Annotated in this window: 12 protein-coding genes and 1 tRNA gene; 11 read left to right on the top strand and 2 right to left on the bottom strand. The window is 40.0% G+C overall.

All coding sequences use genetic code 11. The features are described 5' to 3' along the window. Window positions 1–31: 31 nt before the first annotated feature. From rapZ to VHO47_03585, 3 genes are read left to right on the top strand one after another with little or no spacing between them, the layout of a single operon-like run. Window positions 32–958, top strand: a complete 927-nt coding sequence (gene rapZ, locus VHO47_03595) for an RNase adapter RapZ (protein HEX2978175.1) — start codon at window positions 32–34, stop codon at window positions 956–958. After that, window positions 958–1,251, top strand: a complete 294-nt coding sequence (locus VHO47_03590) for a septum formation initiator family protein (GenBank protein HEX2978174.1) — start codon at window positions 958–960, stop codon at window positions 1,249–1,251. The genes rapZ and VHO47_03590 overlap by 1 nt, the downstream gene beginning before the upstream one ends. 8 nt (window positions 1,252–1,259) lie before the next feature. Beyond that, complete coding sequence (locus VHO47_03585; protein HEX2978173.1) at window positions 1,260–1,871, top strand: superoxide dismutase; 612 nt, start codon at window positions 1,260–1,262, stop codon at window positions 1,869–1,871. A gap of 192 nt (window positions 1,872–2,063) precedes the next feature. Here the strand turns inward: VHO47_03585 and VHO47_03580 are convergent, their stop codons facing one another. Continuing rightward, window positions 2,064–2,537, bottom strand: a complete 474-nt coding sequence (locus VHO47_03580; GenBank protein ID HEX2978172.1) for a hypothetical protein — start codon at window positions 2,535–2,537, stop codon at window positions 2,064–2,066. A gap of 136 nt (window positions 2,538–2,673) precedes the next feature. On the opposite strand from VHO47_03580, the gene VHO47_03575 reads away from it, so the two are divergent. From VHO47_03575 to VHO47_03560, 4 genes are all read left to right on the top strand, one after another. Then, complete coding sequence (locus VHO47_03575) at window positions 2,674–4,599, top strand: hypothetical protein (protein ID HEX2978171.1); 1,926 nt, start codon at window positions 2,674–2,676, stop codon at window positions 4,597–4,599. Between the two features lie 208 nt (window positions 4,600–4,807). After that, a complete protein-coding gene (recJ, locus tag VHO47_03570; GenBank protein HEX2978170.1) occupies window positions 4,808–6,532 on the top strand; it encodes a single-stranded-DNA-specific exonuclease RecJ in 1,725 nt (574 codons plus the stop codon). A 9-nt stretch (window positions 6,533–6,541) separates the two neighbouring features. Further along, the gene (gene cmk / locus VHO47_03565; GenBank protein ID HEX2978169.1) at window positions 6,542–7,243 is read left to right on the top strand and encodes a (d)CMP kinase; all 702 of its coding nucleotides are present in this window, start codon (window positions 6,542–6,544) and stop codon (window positions 7,241–7,243) included. A gap of 29 nt (window positions 7,244–7,272) precedes the next feature. Then, entirely contained in the window at window positions 7,273–9,834 is a 2,562-nt protein-coding gene (locus tag VHO47_03560; GenBank protein ID HEX2978168.1) for a cation-transporting P-type ATPase, read from the top strand. Window positions 9,835–9,890: 56 nt separating this feature from the next. On the opposite strand, the gene lon is transcribed toward VHO47_03560, so the two are convergent. Next, on the bottom strand, window positions 9,891–12,329 hold the full coding sequence (gene lon, locus VHO47_03555) for an endopeptidase La (GenBank protein HEX2978167.1): 2,439 nt from the start codon (window positions 12,327–12,329) through the stop codon (window positions 9,891–9,893). 374 nt (window positions 12,330–12,703) lie between these two features. Between lon and VHO47_03550 the strand changes: the two genes are divergently transcribed. The 4 genes from VHO47_03550 to VHO47_03535 all read left to right on the top strand — a co-directional run bounded on the left by VHO47_03550 (window position 12,704) and on the right by VHO47_03535 (window position 16,856). Then, on the top strand, window positions 12,704–14,113 hold the full coding sequence (locus VHO47_03550) for an Npt1/Npt2 family nucleotide transporter (protein HEX2978166.1): 1,410 nt from the start codon (window positions 12,704–12,706) through the stop codon (window positions 14,111–14,113). Window positions 14,114–14,291: 178 nt separating this feature from the next. Then, on the top strand, window positions 14,292–15,674 hold the full coding sequence (locus VHO47_03545) for an Npt1/Npt2 family nucleotide transporter (GenBank protein ID HEX2978165.1): 1,383 nt from the start codon (window positions 14,292–14,294) through the stop codon (window positions 15,672–15,674). Between the two features lie 155 nt (window positions 15,675–15,829). Continuing rightward, window positions 15,830–16,711, top strand: a complete 882-nt coding sequence (gene rpsB / locus VHO47_03540) for a 30S ribosomal protein S2 (protein HEX2978164.1) — start codon at window positions 15,830–15,832, stop codon at window positions 16,709–16,711. Window positions 16,712–16,764: 53 nt separating this feature from the next. Beyond that, a tRNA-Ser gene (locus VHO47_03535) sits at window positions 16,765–16,856 on the top strand. Window positions 16,857–16,917: the final 61 nt, after the last annotated feature.

Below are 16,917 nucleotides of genomic sequence, written 5' to 3'. Positions count from 1 at the left end.
AAAATTTTAATCGTTTACAAAGGAAGCAAAAATGGAAGTGGCTCATCAATCTGCAACGCCACTTGTGGTTAATCAACGATCAACCGAAATGGTTATTGTCACCGGTTATTCGGGTGCAGGCAAAAGTACCGTATTACGTTCTTTAGAAGATATTGGTTATTTTTGCGTTGATAATTTGCCAATAGATCTTTTGCCTCATTTTTTTCAGCTTCTTGATCGCTTTCAAGTTAACGGACAACGAGTTGCACTTGGTGTTGATGTGCGTAGCGGTACCAATATTGAGCTGCTTGTCGATAACCTGCTCCAAGCAAAACAAAATGGATTACCATTAACCGTATTTTTTTTATCCACAAGTTCTTCAATTCTCCTCAAGCGTTATCAAACAACTCGTAGAAAACATCCACTGGGAGCGAATGCTCCGATGAGTGATTTAATAGATCAGGAAAAAAAATTACTCAAGCCGCTTAATGCAATTGCGGACGTTGTGGTCGAAACCGACCAATGCACTCCGCATCAATTGCGCTCAATTGTGCGCTCTTATTTTGTTCGGGCTGATGCGCCAGTTCTTGTTGTTCACGCGATATCGTTCGGCTTTAAGTATGGTGTTCCGGCACAGTGCAATTTCGTGTACGATGTTCGTTCATTGCCAAACCCTTATTTTATTGATCAATTAAGACCGCTTGATGGAACAAGTGCCGAATTGCGCGCCTATTTTTTTGAGCAGCCTGAAGTAAAAGAATATTGGCATCGTATGATAGATTTTATTGATTATTCTATTGCGCGTGCATACAAAGAAGGTCGCTTTTTTATTACTGTTGCGATTGGCTGTACAGGCGGGCGTCATCGTTCTGTTGCCTTTATTCATGAACTTTCTCAAAGGACGTTGGAAAATGTAATGTTTGTGGTAAAACATCGTGATATTAATAGGGAACCGATGATTCAAGAAAAAGGGGAATAATGATGATAACGTCTCTACATTTGAAAAAAACGTTGTTTCGGGCATTCTTTGCGTGTGAAATTGTTGTAATGTTTGCATTCTATTTTTTCGGCTCGCATGGGCTCTCTGCATTAAAACGCTTAGGAAAAGAAAAAGAACAAATTCAAGAGCAAGTAGATTGCTGCCTTGGCGAAATTAATGTACTTCAAAAAGAGATTAACGAATGGAAAACATCTGATTTTAATCGAGAAAAGATTGCGCGAGAGCAGTTGCACATGGCGCGCCCGGATGAACTTGTCATTTATCTAAATTGAGGAAAAAAATGAAATATACCTTGCCCCCATTACCATATTCCTACGATGCACTTGAACCTTATATTGATGCGCGAACAATGGAGATCCATTATACAAAGCATCATCAGAAATATGTCGACGAGTTAAATAAAGCGCTTGATCAGTATCCAGAACTTTATAAAAAAAGCTTGGCAGAACTTCTTCTTGAGACAGATGAAATTCCTGAGTCAATTCGAGAAGATGTGCGAAATAATGCGGGCGGGCATTTAAATCACTCATTTTTTTGGGATCTTATGAAAAAAAACGGTGGTGGTACACCTCGCGGTAAAACAGGTGAAGCGATTACGAAAAAATTCGGAAGTTTTACAGCTTTTCAAGAGGAATTTAATACGGCTGCAAAAAAACGATTTGGAAGTGGTTGGGCGTGGCTTATGATTAATCACAAAGGTGAGTTAGAAGTTACTTCCACTCCTAATCAAGATTCTCCGGTTATGAAAGACATGGTGCCGGTACTTGGGCTTGATGTTTGGGAGCATGCCTACTATTTAAAATATCAAAACAAACGGCCCGATTATATTACTGCATGGTGGAATGTAGTTAATTGGGATTTTGTTGAAGATACGTATAAATCTCTACTTTGATCTATCATAGCTTTGCTCGTAGTTTTTGAATAAATAAAAAACGGCCATCAATATTTTTTTTGGTGGCCACTATTCTTTTACTTAATGACTCTATGTACATGACGGTTCCCAGCTTTATCACATCTGCTTTATTCATAGGTGTTGCAACGTGGGCCGATGTTTTGTTTTGTGGCAGAAGATGCGATCTCTTCTCTAACGTTTTGACTGGAAATAGAGATTCAAATTGAGAAGTAGCATAGGCAATCTGACCGAGCGTGCAAAAAAATAAAAAAAGGAATGGTAATTGCATGATGTTCTTTCATGATGAATGGGAATGCGATAGTTCATTTTAGCTTTATTTTCTTTTTCTTCTAGCACTTTCTTTTTCTTTTCAATCTCCATTTGAAGTTTTGCATTAATCGTGTCGAGCAACGCTTGAAATTTTTCACTTTTTTCATGCGATTTGATCGCGGTTGCTTTTAAAGATTCTTGTTGCGCATCCAGCTGTGCAAATTCGGCTCGCATGAGATTAATTTTACCTTCGATCGATTCAGCGGTTCCATAGGTTGGTGCGATTGAATTCGTTCGCGTCTGGATGAATACCTGATTTTTGGCAGTATGACAATTATTAGTTGGATTATGCATTGAAATTAAAGCGATGGTAAAAAGAAATAGTGTTCTGTTCAAGGTAAGTAATCCTTTTGGTAGCGAGTTTTTTTACATTATACAGCGAAATTGCTCAGGAATAAGACCACGCTTGATTTATTGACTATTATAAATAAAGGCTGGTAGGTTTTAAAAAAAAGAGATCGGGGGAGAACTCATGAGTAAGAACATAGGGTATGGAGTACGCGCTGCGATTTTAATAGGACTTGTTATTCTTGCTGGCATGTCAGAAATAACAGAACGCAAATCGATTCAACAAGGTTTAAATGAAACCGTTAAGGAGCTTTCTCAAGAAATTGAGAAAGAATTAAAAGATGCGCGGCTCGAGGATATGTTAAGCGTCTCCGTTAATTTTGCCAAAAAGAAAATCCAAGAGATTAGTTTTTATGAGTTGGGCACAAAATATGGACTGCCTGCAGCAAAAGAATACGTTATCCAATTGTTGTCAGCAAAAAGCCCCCACAAAAATGATATTGCACAAGTCATCAACGAAAACAAAATCCTCAAGCCTGGTCGATCACTAGAAGGCGAATTTTTAGTAAATCGTACCAGGAAAGTTCAGGCGGCTCTTGCCAATTTTCTTAATTCTTATTCAATTCCAATCGACGCAGTACCTAAAATAGCATGTGCGTTTAGTGGTGGCGGTTATCGAGCGATGGTAATCACCGCAGGTTTTATGAAAGCGTTGCAAGATTTAGGATTGCTTGATGCAATTACGTACGTTTCATCTCTTTCAGGATCAACGTGGTATGTCGGGCCGTGGACATTAATGCAACAGCCGAATAATAATAAATTTGTTTCGATCGACGAATTTAATCAGCTATTACGTGATAAAATTAAGGCGGATACATTTGATCTTAAAGGGAGCGGGAATAGAAATTCTTTGAGTTTCCTGCGCCTTGCAAATGATGTTATTTTCCCCAAAGTAGTATTTGGGCAAGTGGTGAGCTCTGTTGATTTATATGGTGCACTTCTTGCACATGCGCTTCTTTCCGATTTTGGTGATATGCAGCAACGCCAGCATCTTTCAAATCAATGGTTCAGTGTCCAGCAAGGAAATAATCCTTGGCCGCTTTATACCGCCGTTTCTATGGCAAAAGATAATGGAGGATTATATCAATATAATTGGTATGAATTTACTCCAGAAGAGGTGCGCAACTTAGAAACCGGACTAGCGATTCCTTCTTTTGCTTTTGGCCGCAGATTTGAAAATGGTAAATCGGTCGATTTTGCTCCTGAACAAAGTTTTGGTTTTCAGATGGGGATTTTTGGTTCAGCCTATACGATTAATTTGCAAGATATGCGCAGTATGATAAACACAAGTGCGGGGCCGATTACGCAAGCGGAAGAGATCGAGGCTAATAATATTATTTTTGGGGGTATAGAGAATCCTTTCAAAACAATTAGCTTTGACGCAATCGCTGTTGGTATTACTAAAATAGTTATTAATGGGTTGAGTGATTCGCGGATAGGTACAAAGCGTATTGCCCCAGGCCAAGTGCGTAATCCGTTCAAGGGATACGATAAAGGAAGTTCGTGGCTTCAAGCTCGTGAGCAAATTACGTTTGTTGATGCAGGCATTGATTATAACATTCCGATACGGCCGTTAATGCGGCCCGATCGAAATGTTAAACTTATATTTATTGGAGATGCTTCAAGCGACGCGATAGCAGGAGGCGAACTTGCTAAGATGTTGAACGATATTGAACGTGTTTATAAAGTAAAATACGAAAAAGTACCTCTCATCAGCGGAGAGCTGTTTCAAGTTTATCGCACCGTACCGGAGGATGACATTTCTCCACTTATTGTTTATTTCCACTTTTTCCCCAATGAAGAATTTATAAAAAAAGCTTCGACAATTCCTGAGTTACGCGCATTAATTGAGAAGCATCAGCTTTCAAATTTTTCAATGGAAAAATGTGTTGAGCATGATTTTTGCGGCACGTTCAATTTTGCATATAACACTGAGCAATTTAATCAGCTTACGGGCGTTTCTGAACTTGTTGTCAAAGCGTATAAGCAACAGATCAAAGAGATAATAAACGATATTGTTTTCAAGCAAGAACTTGAAATTGGTGGTTGAAAAATTTTGCTATCAAGTGCGATCAATTTAATTGCACTTGATAGCGCTTCTTTTCATTTACTCTAAAAAGAAGCATACTTCAAAAATAGTGGCCGGTATGCTTTCTGGTTTACCCATAGCCCCTACATTCAAAAAGTGTGTTCAGTTGGCGTCAGCTCACTGGATCTAAATTGAGCGAATTCATTACGAGTTTTTTGCAGGATCGACGATGAACATTCTTCAGGGCTTGAAATATCGATGGGTTATGCCATCGGTTCAACCAAGCGAGGCGCTGCATATTGCCAGTTCATATAATATTTCGCTGCCCTTGGCCGCTACGTTACTTGCGCGCGGGCTGCTTACGAAAGAAGAAATAGATCGATATCTTTTTAGTGTACAAGAACGAGATGTTGCTCATCCGTCGCTTTTAAAAGATGCACAAAAAGCGATAGAAAGAGTATTGCTTGCTATTGAGCGGAATGAAAAAATACTTATTTTTGGTGATTACGATGTTGATGGTATAACCTCAAGCGCCTTAATAATGCTATGCATGGTTCCTCTGAATGCAAATATTAATTTTTTTCTGCCCAATCGAGCTCGAGATGGGTACGGCCTTTCAACGCGTGTGGTTGAGCGCGCTGCGCAAAATGGGTATTCACTTATAATTACGGTAGATAATGGTGTAACCGCATTCGAGCCTGCGCTTAAAGCAAAAGAACTTGGCATCGATTTAATTATTACCGATCATCACCGCCCTCATGATCAACTGCCCGATTCCTATGCGTTAGTAAATCCGCATCAGCAATTGTGCGATTATCCGTTTAAGTTATTTGCAGGGGTTGGCGTTTCATTTAAATTGATGAGTTTGCTGTATGAAAAATTGAATAAAGAGCTGCCCGATAAAGTATATGAACTTTTATTATTAGGCACGGTGGCGGACGTTGTCCCACTGACAGGAGAAAACCGTTTCTGGGTTCGCCATTGTTTGAATCGTGTAAATAAATCGCACAGCTATGCGCTTACCGTGCTCAAAACAAATGGCAAGGTAACTAAAGAAACTATTGGTGCTTCAGATATTGGTTATGCGCTTGCGCCCCAAATTAATGCTTTAGGTCGCCTAGAAGATCCGCGCCAAGGAGTTAAATTTCTCATAGGCTCAGATCAGCGAGAAACTGAGCATGTCGGTGCCATTCTTGCAGAGTTGAATCAGGCGCGCAGAGAAATTGAGCGAGCGGTTCTTTCAGATGTCATTTGTGAGATTGAGCAAAAACGTATAGATCTTGAAAAAGAATCGGTTATTATTGCTGCCAGCAATCAGTGGCCTGCAGGAATTATTGGGTTGGTTGCTTCACGATTAGTGGGAGCCTATAATCGACCTGCAATTTTATTGCACGTAACAAAAGATGGCATTGCAAAAGGATCATGCAGATCACTACCGGCATTTAATATGTTTAACGCTTTGTCAGAATGCAAAGATTTACTTATTACGTTTGGCGGACACGCTGTTGCAGCAGGGCTTTCTCTTAAAATCGAAAAAGTACCAGAGCTCAAAGAACGACTTGAGAAATTAATCAGAGCGCAATTAACGCCTGAGGATCTTATTCCTCAAAAGAGCGTTGATGCGACGCTTCGTTTGGGAGATCTGACAAAAAAAATAACGAATGATCTTTCCTATTTTGAACCATTTGGTAATGAAAACCCTGAGCCGGTATTTTATATTGAACGAGTTACGCTTTTGCAACCACCAACTCTTTTAAAAGATGCACATGTTAAATGCTTAATTTTTGCAGATGGTGTCACCAAGCCGATTATCTTCTTTAATCGTCCCGATCTTTTTGATTTATTTAATAACTATCAAGATGAACAATTTGATATGATAGCCCATGTTTCAGAAAATAATTGGAACGGTAAAGTTTCTATCGAACTTCAGGGTATCGATTGCAAGCGATCATAAGGAGAATAAATGATTATTACGATTGATGGTCCAACAGCAAGTGGAAAATCGACTATTGCAAAAGAATTAGCTCAGCGGCTCGGATGGAATTGCTTAAGCAGTGGATTTTTGTTTCGTGCGCTCGCTTATATTTTGACTCATTCGTTCGGCTATTCGCCTCAACAGATAGAAGATATTGAGTTGGCCGATATACAGGAAGCTTTTGGTAACCGCTTTTCTTATATGTTGAATAATGCTGGTGGTGTTGCAAAGTTTGATGGCAAAGAAATTACACAGTTTTTAAAAGAGGCGAAATTGGATCAGCTTGCATCAATCATAGCAAAGAACGAAGATGTGCGGTTAGCTGTTGCACAGTTGCAGCGCTTATTAGTGCGTAATGAAAATGTAGTAGTTGAGGGACGCGATTGCGGTTCTGTAGTTTTTCCCGATGCACTTGGTAAATTTTTTTTGACAGCACAAGTTGAGGTACGAGCTCATCGCTGGAGTAAGGATCAGATCGCGCGGGGAAATCCGGTGGAAATTGAACTCGTAAAAAGAATGATAGAAGAGCGAGATCAGAGAGATTCAAGTAGGCAAATAGCACCGCTTGTCGTGCCAGAAGGAGCTTACATTATTGATTCATCGCAAAGTACTCCCAATGAAATCGTTGCTCAGATGAATGATGTTGTGCAAGTTCTCATAAAAAAGGCCCCGCATAAAAACGAATACTAAAAGAAGCAATCGAATAAAAAAGGATTTTTATGAATGAAGCCCCTCCCTTCTTATTTACTTTTTATGCGACAACCCCACTTGATCAACTGTTAAAGAAGTTAGAGACATCGATCGATACTGGTTTGAGAACATCTCAAATCAAGCAACGTCAACAGCAGTATGGCCCAAACTATATTCAGGAGCATGATCGTAATGCATTGCATATTATTCTCGCTCAACTGAAATCACCATTTTTTTATTTACTTGCGATTGTTGCGATTATTGCACTCGCTGTGCAGGAATGGTACGACGGCATTGTCATTTTGCTTTTTATTACCATTAACGTCGTCGTTGGATTTTACCAAGAATATCACGCGGAAAATCAACTGAGTTTACTTAAGAAATATTTAGTGCATCGGGAACGAGTGATTCGCGATGGCAAAGAATTAGAAATAACAAGCGAACAAATGGTGCCAGGAGATATTGTTCTTTTATTTCCCGGAGACCGAGTACCTGCCGATATTCGTTTAATCATGGCAGAAAATGTTCAAGTTGATGAATCGGTATTAACTGGTGAATCGCTTCCTGTAAGTAAGCGGGCAGAAAATCTTAAAGGTCCCATTAATCAGCCAACCCAAGCGGAAAATATTCTTTTTACCGGCACCTTGATCACGAGCGGCAAAGCGGTTGGCGTGGTGTTTGCGATCGGAAGTTCGACGCAAATGGGCGCGCTCGTTTATTTGACGATCGCCACAATGCGAGAAAGTAGTTTTGCAAAAAAAGTGGGTCGCCTTGGAAACATTATCATTATTCTGGTGTTTACAACGCTCATTTGTGTTTTTGGTGCAAATGTTTTATTGAAAGCAGGACGCGTTAATATTTTTGATCTTTTTATATTTTCATTAGCGCTTGCAATTACGGTCATCCCTGAAGCTTTGCCGGTTGTAGTCACGTTTTCACTATCTCAAGGTATTTCTCGTCTTGCAAAAAAGAAAGTTATTGTGAAACGACTTTCGGCAATTGAAGATTTAGGAAGTGTGCAATTAATTTGTACTGATAAAACAGGAACCCTTACTCAAAATTCATTAACTATAGCTGGCAGTTATGCCCGAGACGAAAAGCGCCTCCTCTGGAGCGCATTGCTTGCGGCAGAAAATACCTACGACGCAATTCCCAAAGCAACCAAAGGTTTTGATCGTGTATTGTGGGATGCAGTTGCGCAAGAAACAAAAAAATTATCCGAGTATAAAAAAATTGGCGAAATACCATTTGATCCGCAAACCAAAAGAAATCTCGTGGTTGTACAGCATGGAACAGATACAGAAATTATTGAGCGCGGAATGGTTGATGAAATTGTTTCGCATTGTGCAACGCCAGATAAGGAATGGTTAAAATCTTTTCTTGAATGGTCTGAAAATGAAGGCCGATTAGGAAGAAGAGTCTTAGCAGTTGCCATAAGAACGGTACAAAAGGACAGAGCCCCTCTCAAGAGCATTCAAGATAATGAAAATAATTTTGAACTTTTGGGTGGGATTTCTTTTGCTGATCCTATAAAAACCACTGCTCATGAGGCGATTGATAAGGCGCAGAAATTAGGAATACAAATAAAAGTATTAAGCGGCGACATAAAAGAAGTTGTTGGCGCAGTGTGCAAACAAATAGGTTTGATTACCGATGCGACAGAAGTTCTCACTGGAGCAGAATTAATAAATAAATCGGCTGATGAAAAGCAGGCACTTTGTTTTAAATACAATGCTTTTGCGCGAGTGCTTCCTGATCAAAAATTAGAGATAATTAAGATTTTGCAGACACGCTATGAAGTTGGTTATATGGGTGATGGCATCAATGATGGGCCAGCATTAAAAATAGCAGATGTTTCGGTAGCGGTAGAAGATGCAGTTGATAGCGCGCGTGACGCTGCAGATGTGATATTATTAAAGAAAAGCTTACTTGTTATTGTTAATGGAGTTGAAGAAGGCCGGATTATTTTTGCTAATACCTTTAAATATATTAAAACAGCGTTATCCACTAATTTTGGAAATTTTTACTCACTAGCGATCGCCACTCTCTTGATCGATTATTTACCGATGCTGCCCATGCAACTATTGATTCTTAATGTTATGAGCGATTTGCCAATGATTGCGATTTCTACTGATGCGGTTGATCCAAAGCAAATACGAAAACCAGTTAGTTATCAAACGGGCGATATTCTTGCACCGATCGTTATTTTAAGTATCGTTAGTACCATATTTGATTTAATTTATTTTTCGATCTTTAGAAGATATGAACCGGTTGTTTTGCAAACAGGTTGGTTCTGTTTAAGCATTTTAACAGAACTTGTATTTATTTTTTCAATCAGAACTGAAGGGCCTTTTTTTCGAGCACACCGCCCATCATCTACATTAGTTGCGCTTGCATTACTTTCGGGTACCGCTGCGGTAGCGCTTCCATTTATACCATTCACGCGACGCTTATTTTCATTTACCAAGCTTGAGCCGCATCATCTTTTAATCATTGCTATTTTATGCATCATTTATTTTATAACCACAGATATTGTTAAATGCGCGTATTATTGGAAGCGTTCAAATGGCAATAAAGTAATAACCAAATAAAAAAGGCGGCTATAGAAAATTTCTTTAGCCGCCTTTTTGTTATTCTTTAAACAGTTTTATTTTTTTCTTCTCAATCTTTTAATCGTTTTACGTTCCATCTCATTATTTTTAGCCGTATTTGCTTTTTTGAACGGATTATTAACGAGCGCTTGAACGAGAACATCGTCCATCGTTTCTACAAAAATGATTTCAAGATTCAATTTTACTTCTTTAAGAATCTCTTCCATTTCATCTTGATTCTCTTTTGGAACGATTACTTTTTTCATCCCGTGTTGCTGCGCAGCGATGAGTTTTTCTTTCAGGCCGCCAATTGCAAGCACTCGGCCGCGCAAGGTAACTTCTCCCGTCATTGCTACTTCAGGCCGCGTTGGATTTTTAGTCAACGCAGAAATGAGTGCAACGCACATCGTAATGCCGGCAGAAGGGCCATCTTTAGGAGTTGATCCTTCGGGAATATGAACGTGCACATCTTTCGATGAATAAAATGCTGGCGGAAGCCCAAGTTCAGCCGCTCGAGAACGAATGTAACTTAATGCTGCATGCGCAGATTCTTGCATCACTTCGCCTAATTGGCCGGTAAGCGTTAAACCGCCTTTACCACTAATAACGGTTGTTTCAATTTCAAGAATATCGCCGCCGAATTCTGTCCACGCAAGACCTGTTGCCAATCCAATACGATGGCGTGCTTGATCAAGAACGGTTTTTTTGAATTTCTGCGAACCAAGCCATTCCTTAATCAGCTGATGATTAATCGTTATTGATTTGAGTTTTTTATCATGCAGCAACTGTTGAATAACTTTTCTCATCAGTTTAGCGATGACGCGTTCAAGTTGCCGAACTCCCGCTTCTTTTGTGTAATGTGCAATAATATAATGCATAAGTTCATTGCTCAGTACAAACTGCTCAGAAGTTAGGCTGTACTCTTTAAGGTTTTTAGGAACCAAAAAGTGGTACGCGATTTCTGCTTTTTCATCTTCCGTGTAGCCAGGAAGCGTTATAATTTCCATACGATCGAAGAGTGGATACGGAATTCCTTCAATCATGTTTGCAGTTGCAATGAACATAACTTTTGAAAGATCATATTCGATTTCAAGGAAATGATCGGAGAACGATTTATTTTGTTCAGGATCGAGGACTTCAAGCAACGCAGCTGCCGGATCGCCATGCAAATCACGTGTAATTTTATCGATTTCATCAAGCAATATTACGGGATTAATCGTTTTTGCTTTACGCATTGCATGAATAATTTTTCCTGGTAACGCACCAACGTAGGTACGGCGATGCCCTCTGATTTCCGCCTCATCTCGAATGCCGCCCAGTGAAATGCGAACAAATTCACGTTCTAAACTTTGAGCGAGCGATTGAGCAAGCGATGTTTTACCAACACCAGGAGGCCCGACGAGACAAATAATAGGAGAACGCTCCATGTTTTTAGAGAATTTTTTCGCTGCCAGAAATTCGATAATGCGCTCTTTTACTTTATTAAGACCTGCGTGCTGTTCATTTAAGATTTTTTCAGCGTTTGCAAGGCTAATAGTATCTTTACTGAGTTTCTTCCATGGGAGAGAAATAATCCAATCGACATACGTGCGCGAAACAACCGCCTCAGAAGAAAGAGGCGGCATTTGCTCTAAGCGTTTGAGTTCCTTATCAACTTTTTCTTGCGCTTCTTTTGATAGGCCAAGTGTTTTTATTTTTGCTCGTATTGCATTGATCTCAGTAGAATGATCATCGCGCCCAAGTTCTTTTTGGATCGCTTTCATTTTCTCTGTTAAGTAATATTCGCGTTGGCTTTTTTCAACCTGCGTTTGAATGCGGCCACCAATGCGCTGTTCTGTCTCTAGAATTTCTATTTCTTTTGCAAGAAAGGTGCAGATTTTTACCAATCTATCTTTAAGATCATTTGTTTCAAGAAGATCTTGGCGATCTGAGAATGATAAATTCAAATGCACTGCCATCGTGTCGGCTATCGCATCCATATCATCGATGTTTTTAGCCATGCTCACGAGCTCGGTCGGAGCCTTATCGTTTAACTTCGTATACACTTCATAAAGTTTTTTTAGATGGCGCCAAAGTGCTTCGATTTCTACTGTTTTTTCAAGAGAAGTTGTTGGAAGATCTTCATAGTGCACACCTAAAAATCCATCAAACTGCTCAGTGCCAGCCATGCGGGCACGGCAAATTCCCTCTACAACAATTTTTAATGATCCGTTTGCGACACGGGCAATTTGTAAGATAGTAGCACGGGTACCGTAGACAAAAACATCATCAGCGGTCGGATTTTCAACATTCGGGTCTTTTTGAGTAGAAATAAAAAGCGCTTTTCCGTGTTGTAAAGCATATTCAACCGCTTTTATAGATTGAGGCCTGCCTACTATAATGGGGTGTAAGCTTCTGGGTAAAATGATAATATTTTTAAGGGGAAGCAAAGGGAGTACAGAACCTACAGGTTGTTCTGAAGATGTCTCCATCAAGCTTGTTTCTTCTAGTGTCATCGGTCTCTCACTCTATTGAGGATTTATTTCAAACTGGGCATTTTTCGGGCGTGTGTAGTACACATCGCTTAAAAAGTATAAAATATGCTTAAGGGTATATTGCATTGTCTTGTAGAACAAGTAATCTATTCTGCTTATAATTTTATCAAAATAAGTGTAATGAGTAAACTTTGAAAATGAGCTTAAAAAAATAAGGGGACTGGCTATTCTTATACAAATAGAAAAGGAGTGATGCTCAATGTAAAGAAAGTGGTCGATTGAAGTGAGATTATGCATATTATTTTTACAAATGCTGAATCTTTTGCTAAAGTAACAACACGTTAATACTGTTCTTTTTTACATCTTTTTAACAATTTGGGTAAAGAGAGGAATATATGCTTACCAAAATTGCTCGGTGGTGGTGGGGAGATTTTCAAGAAGGGGAGCTCAAAAAATTTGGCCTTCTATCTTTGATCTTTGGGTTGGTTATCGGTGTGTACTGGTTTCTACGTCCGCTCAAAGACTCTATTTTTCAAGCGGTAGTAGGCGTTGACTACATTCCACGAGCAAAAATGCTTTCTTTGGTCGTAGTATTTCCACTCGTTTTGATTTATTCAAAACTGGTTGATATGTTCCCTCGTCAGCAAATGTTCTATGCTCTATGCACGATTTATGGTGTGCTTGCAATCGTGTTTGCATTCCTTATGAACCATTCGACTGTCGGATTGAGTGCTGGTGCGCGTCCTGATAATCTTTGGGGCTGGGCATGGTATGTATACGTTGAAAGCTTTGGTTCGTTGATTGTTGCTCTTTTCTGGGCATTCACAGCGGACACCACGCAGCCCGATTCTGCTGAGCGTGGCTATCCAGTAGTAGCTTTCGGTGGCCAACTTGGAAATATTTTTGGTCCACTCGCGCTCTACTTCATTATGCATAATTTTGCTCATTTCGAAATGACTCCAGAAGGCGAGTTGCCAGTTGGTGCGGCGGCTCATAGTGCATTGATCCACTCTGGGGCAGTTGCAGGCGCTGCAATTGTAATGGGATTGATCATGCTTCTTGTAAAAATTTTCATGACCTCAATTCCTAAAGAGCAACTCGTTGGTTATCATGGTAAAGGCGAGAAGAAGCATGATTCTGAACCTGGATTCTTTGAAGGATTGCGTCTTATCTTCTCTTCAGGCTACTTGCTTGCAATTTTTGCAATTATTTCATTCTACGAAGTAATTGTTACCGTATTGGATTTCAACTTCAAGACCTTGGCGACTGCTCAGTTTCCTGTTCAACATGAACTGACAAAGTACTTGGCTGCGTATGGTTCATGGGTGGGTGTTGTTTCTATGTTGAGCATCGCGCTTGGCATTAACAAGATCCAACGTGTACTTGGTCTTGGTGCTTCATTGGCATTGCTGCCTATTTTGGTTGCAGTCGCAGTTCTTACCTTTAAAGCATATCCAATTGTAAGTGTGCTTTTCTGGATCATGGTATTCTCAAAAGCGGTCAACTATGCGTTGAACCAACCATCTATGAAACAGCTTTACATTCCAACGACCAAAGATGCGAAATATAAATCGCAAGCGTTCATTGAAATGTATGGTTCTCGTGGTTCTAAGGCGCTCGGCTCAAGTGTTAACTTGTGGCGTAAAACGTTCATTGAAAAATATGGCGCTATAGCGGGCCTTGATCAATTCATTATGATGTGTACCTTTGCGTCACTAGGTATTATTGCATTCTGGATTCCAATTACTATTTATCTCGGCCGTACGTTCAAAAAAGCGGTTGATGCAAAGAGTGTTGTTGTTTAAGTGCAGTTGATGGTGTGTATGTAATTTGAAAAAGGCCTTCTAAGTTCACCAGAGTTTAGAGGGCCTTTTTTTATCCCTAGAAACGCAGGTTTTTATGGGACCCCAAGAAATACCGCTTGAAATAGCATCTGGGAGAAATGAGAAAATTGTTCTTTTTTAAAACTCATAGGGGCGTTGAATGATTATGCGATATGCGCAGAGCTTTATGGCTGCGGTAGGGCAAGATAAGCATGAACGATTAAAATTTTTGTTGTTGAGCTTGTCGTTTTTCTTGGTTATTGGTTCTTATACACTTATTAAAGAGCTTCGCGACTCGATTTTTGTAGCAATTGTAGGGCGTGAATATGTTCCCGTTGCGCGAATTCTTGAAACGTTCTTACTTATTCCAGCAATTTTTTTCTACGCTTATTTAGTAGATCGCTTGCGCCGTTATCAGTTGCTCTATGTTTACGCAGCGTTCTATGGAATAGTCGGCTTTATATGCGCTTCGGTTTTAGGGCATTCTGTTATTGGTTTGCAAAACACCGATGCGAGCCCGAGCAGAATTTTTGGTTGGTTTTTCTACTTTTTTGTTGAAGGTTATGCGCCATTCGTGGTCAGTCTTTTCTGGGCATTTGCCAATTCAGTAAACAGTCCGGAAACTGCAAAAAATAATTATGCTTGGATGGTTTCCGGGTCAAAAATTGGTGGCATGCTGAGTGCCGGATTTGCTTGGTGGCTTTTAGGTTGGCATTTTGCAGATGGAAAACGCATGTTCACCGATGTGGTGAACCACCAGCTGCTACTTTGTTTCTTTTCATGCATGGTAATTCTTGTACCTGTTGTTATTTATTTTCTGATGAAAAAAGTTCCTGGCCGCTATTTGCATGGTTATGAGGCTGTGTATCAATTTGAAAAAGAACATGAGAAAAAAGAGGAAGAGAGCGGTAAGGTAGGGTTACTTACGGGTCTTTCTATGCTCATCAAACAGCCATACGTATTTGGTATTTTCGGAATGCTTTTCTTTTATGAAATGGTAAATACCATTTTGGGATATCATCGTTTAGGCGTTATTGAATCGTCAGCGACAAACGTTTCCGATTTTAGCTTTAAGCTTTTTGAGCAAGCGTTCATGCTTCATTTTATTGGTTTCTTAATCTCGGTCATTGGTACGCGTGCATTATTGCGTTGGCTAGGCGAAGAACGTTGCCTGATTTTAATCCCCCTCGTTACTGGTGGATTACTTTGGTACTTCATTGTAAGTTCAAACATATTGGTATACGTGCTGGTTAAATCCTTTAACTATGCATTTGCTCAACCAGTAAGAGAAAGTTTATACATTCCGACCGTAAAAGAGATTAAATTCAAGTCGAAGTCTTGGATTGATGCATTTGGAGCAAAATTGGCTCGGGGCAGCGGTTCTGGCGTTAATATGCTCACCGTTTTCATGGGTGCCGGTGCGGGCTTTGCTAGTGGATTATTCGGTTCGATTATTCTGCTTTGGACGATCACTGCTGCATTACTTGGCCGTCGCTATACAAAGGCCATTGCAGCTAATGAAGTTATAGGACAAGAAGAATAATCTCAATAGCCCGCGGTATACATTGTATTTTTTATTTGGTTTGTTAGAATTAAAGCAATTATTAATCCCTTGTTTCTTAAGATGGGTGGTTCAATAGGCAGAAACTGCTTATAACCCAAGGAACAATTGCAATAACCCAGAAAGGTATTTTCCTCATGATAGATTTAAAAAAACTTATTGAAGCGGGCGTGCATTTTGGTCATAAGACCTCGCGCTGGAACCCAAAAATGGAACCATTCATTTGGGGTCATCGCAACAATATCCATTTGATTAACGTAAAAGCTACGGGCGATCGCTTAGAAAAAGCCGCTCAATTTTTGGAATCGGTAGCTGCGACAAAAAAGACCATTTTATTCGTTGGTACCAAAAAGGTAGCACAAGAACCGGTAACAACAGTTGGCCAACGCCTAAAATTGCCCTATGTAATCCATCGCTGGATTGGTGGCACTCTGACCAATAACTCTCAAGTTAAGAAGTCGATCACTAAGTTACTTCACTTTGAAGATATTGTTTCAAAGTCTGATCAACATCTTTACACGAAAAAAGAATACGGCGTTTACCAAAAAATGGTCGACCGTTTGATGAAAAACGTTGGTAGCATCCGTAATTTCTCAATGCCAGTTGGAGCGGTTGTTCTAGTTGACGTGAAAAAAGAACAAACAGCACTCCGTGAAGCTAATGCAATGGGAATTCCTGTGGTAGCATTGGTTGATACCAATAGCGATCCATCAATGGTGAATTATCCAATTCCGGGAAACGATGATGCAGTAAGTTCTATTCGCATTATGTTGGATTATTTAGCTGACGCTATTGCTCGTGGCCAAGAAAAAGCTGCTCAACTTAAAGAAGAGCAAGCGGCCGCAGCTGCAGCAGCAAGAATCGAAGAAGATGCAGCGCAAATGTTGCCTGCTGAAGGTAGCGAAGAAGAAGAAAAGCGTGCTCGCACACGTAAAAAAGCTGGAGATCTGCCAAAGGCTCCTGAAGCGAAACCTCGTCGTGCACCGGCGTTCAAGCCGCGTCCTAAAAAAGACGAATAATCAAGTAATAAAACTGCCCTAGTACGGAAATACTGGGGCAGTTCTTTTTGTACGGAGAGATGTCTGAGTGGTCGAAAGAGCATGATTGGAAATCATGTATACTCTGAAAAGGGTATCGAGGGTTCGAATCCCTCTCTCTCCGCCACGCATCGCCTGATGCAGCAAGTATTCATAAACACCATTTTTCTGATCTCTTTATTAATAAA

This window comes from Candidatus Babeliales bacterium (genome assembly GCA_036260945.1).
Classification (GTDB): Bacteria; Babelota; Babeliae; order Babelales; family JACPOV01; genus JACPOV01.
The sequence above is the reverse complement of the archived record's forward strand: the minus strand, read 5'-3'. Positions and strand labels throughout refer to the sequence as shown.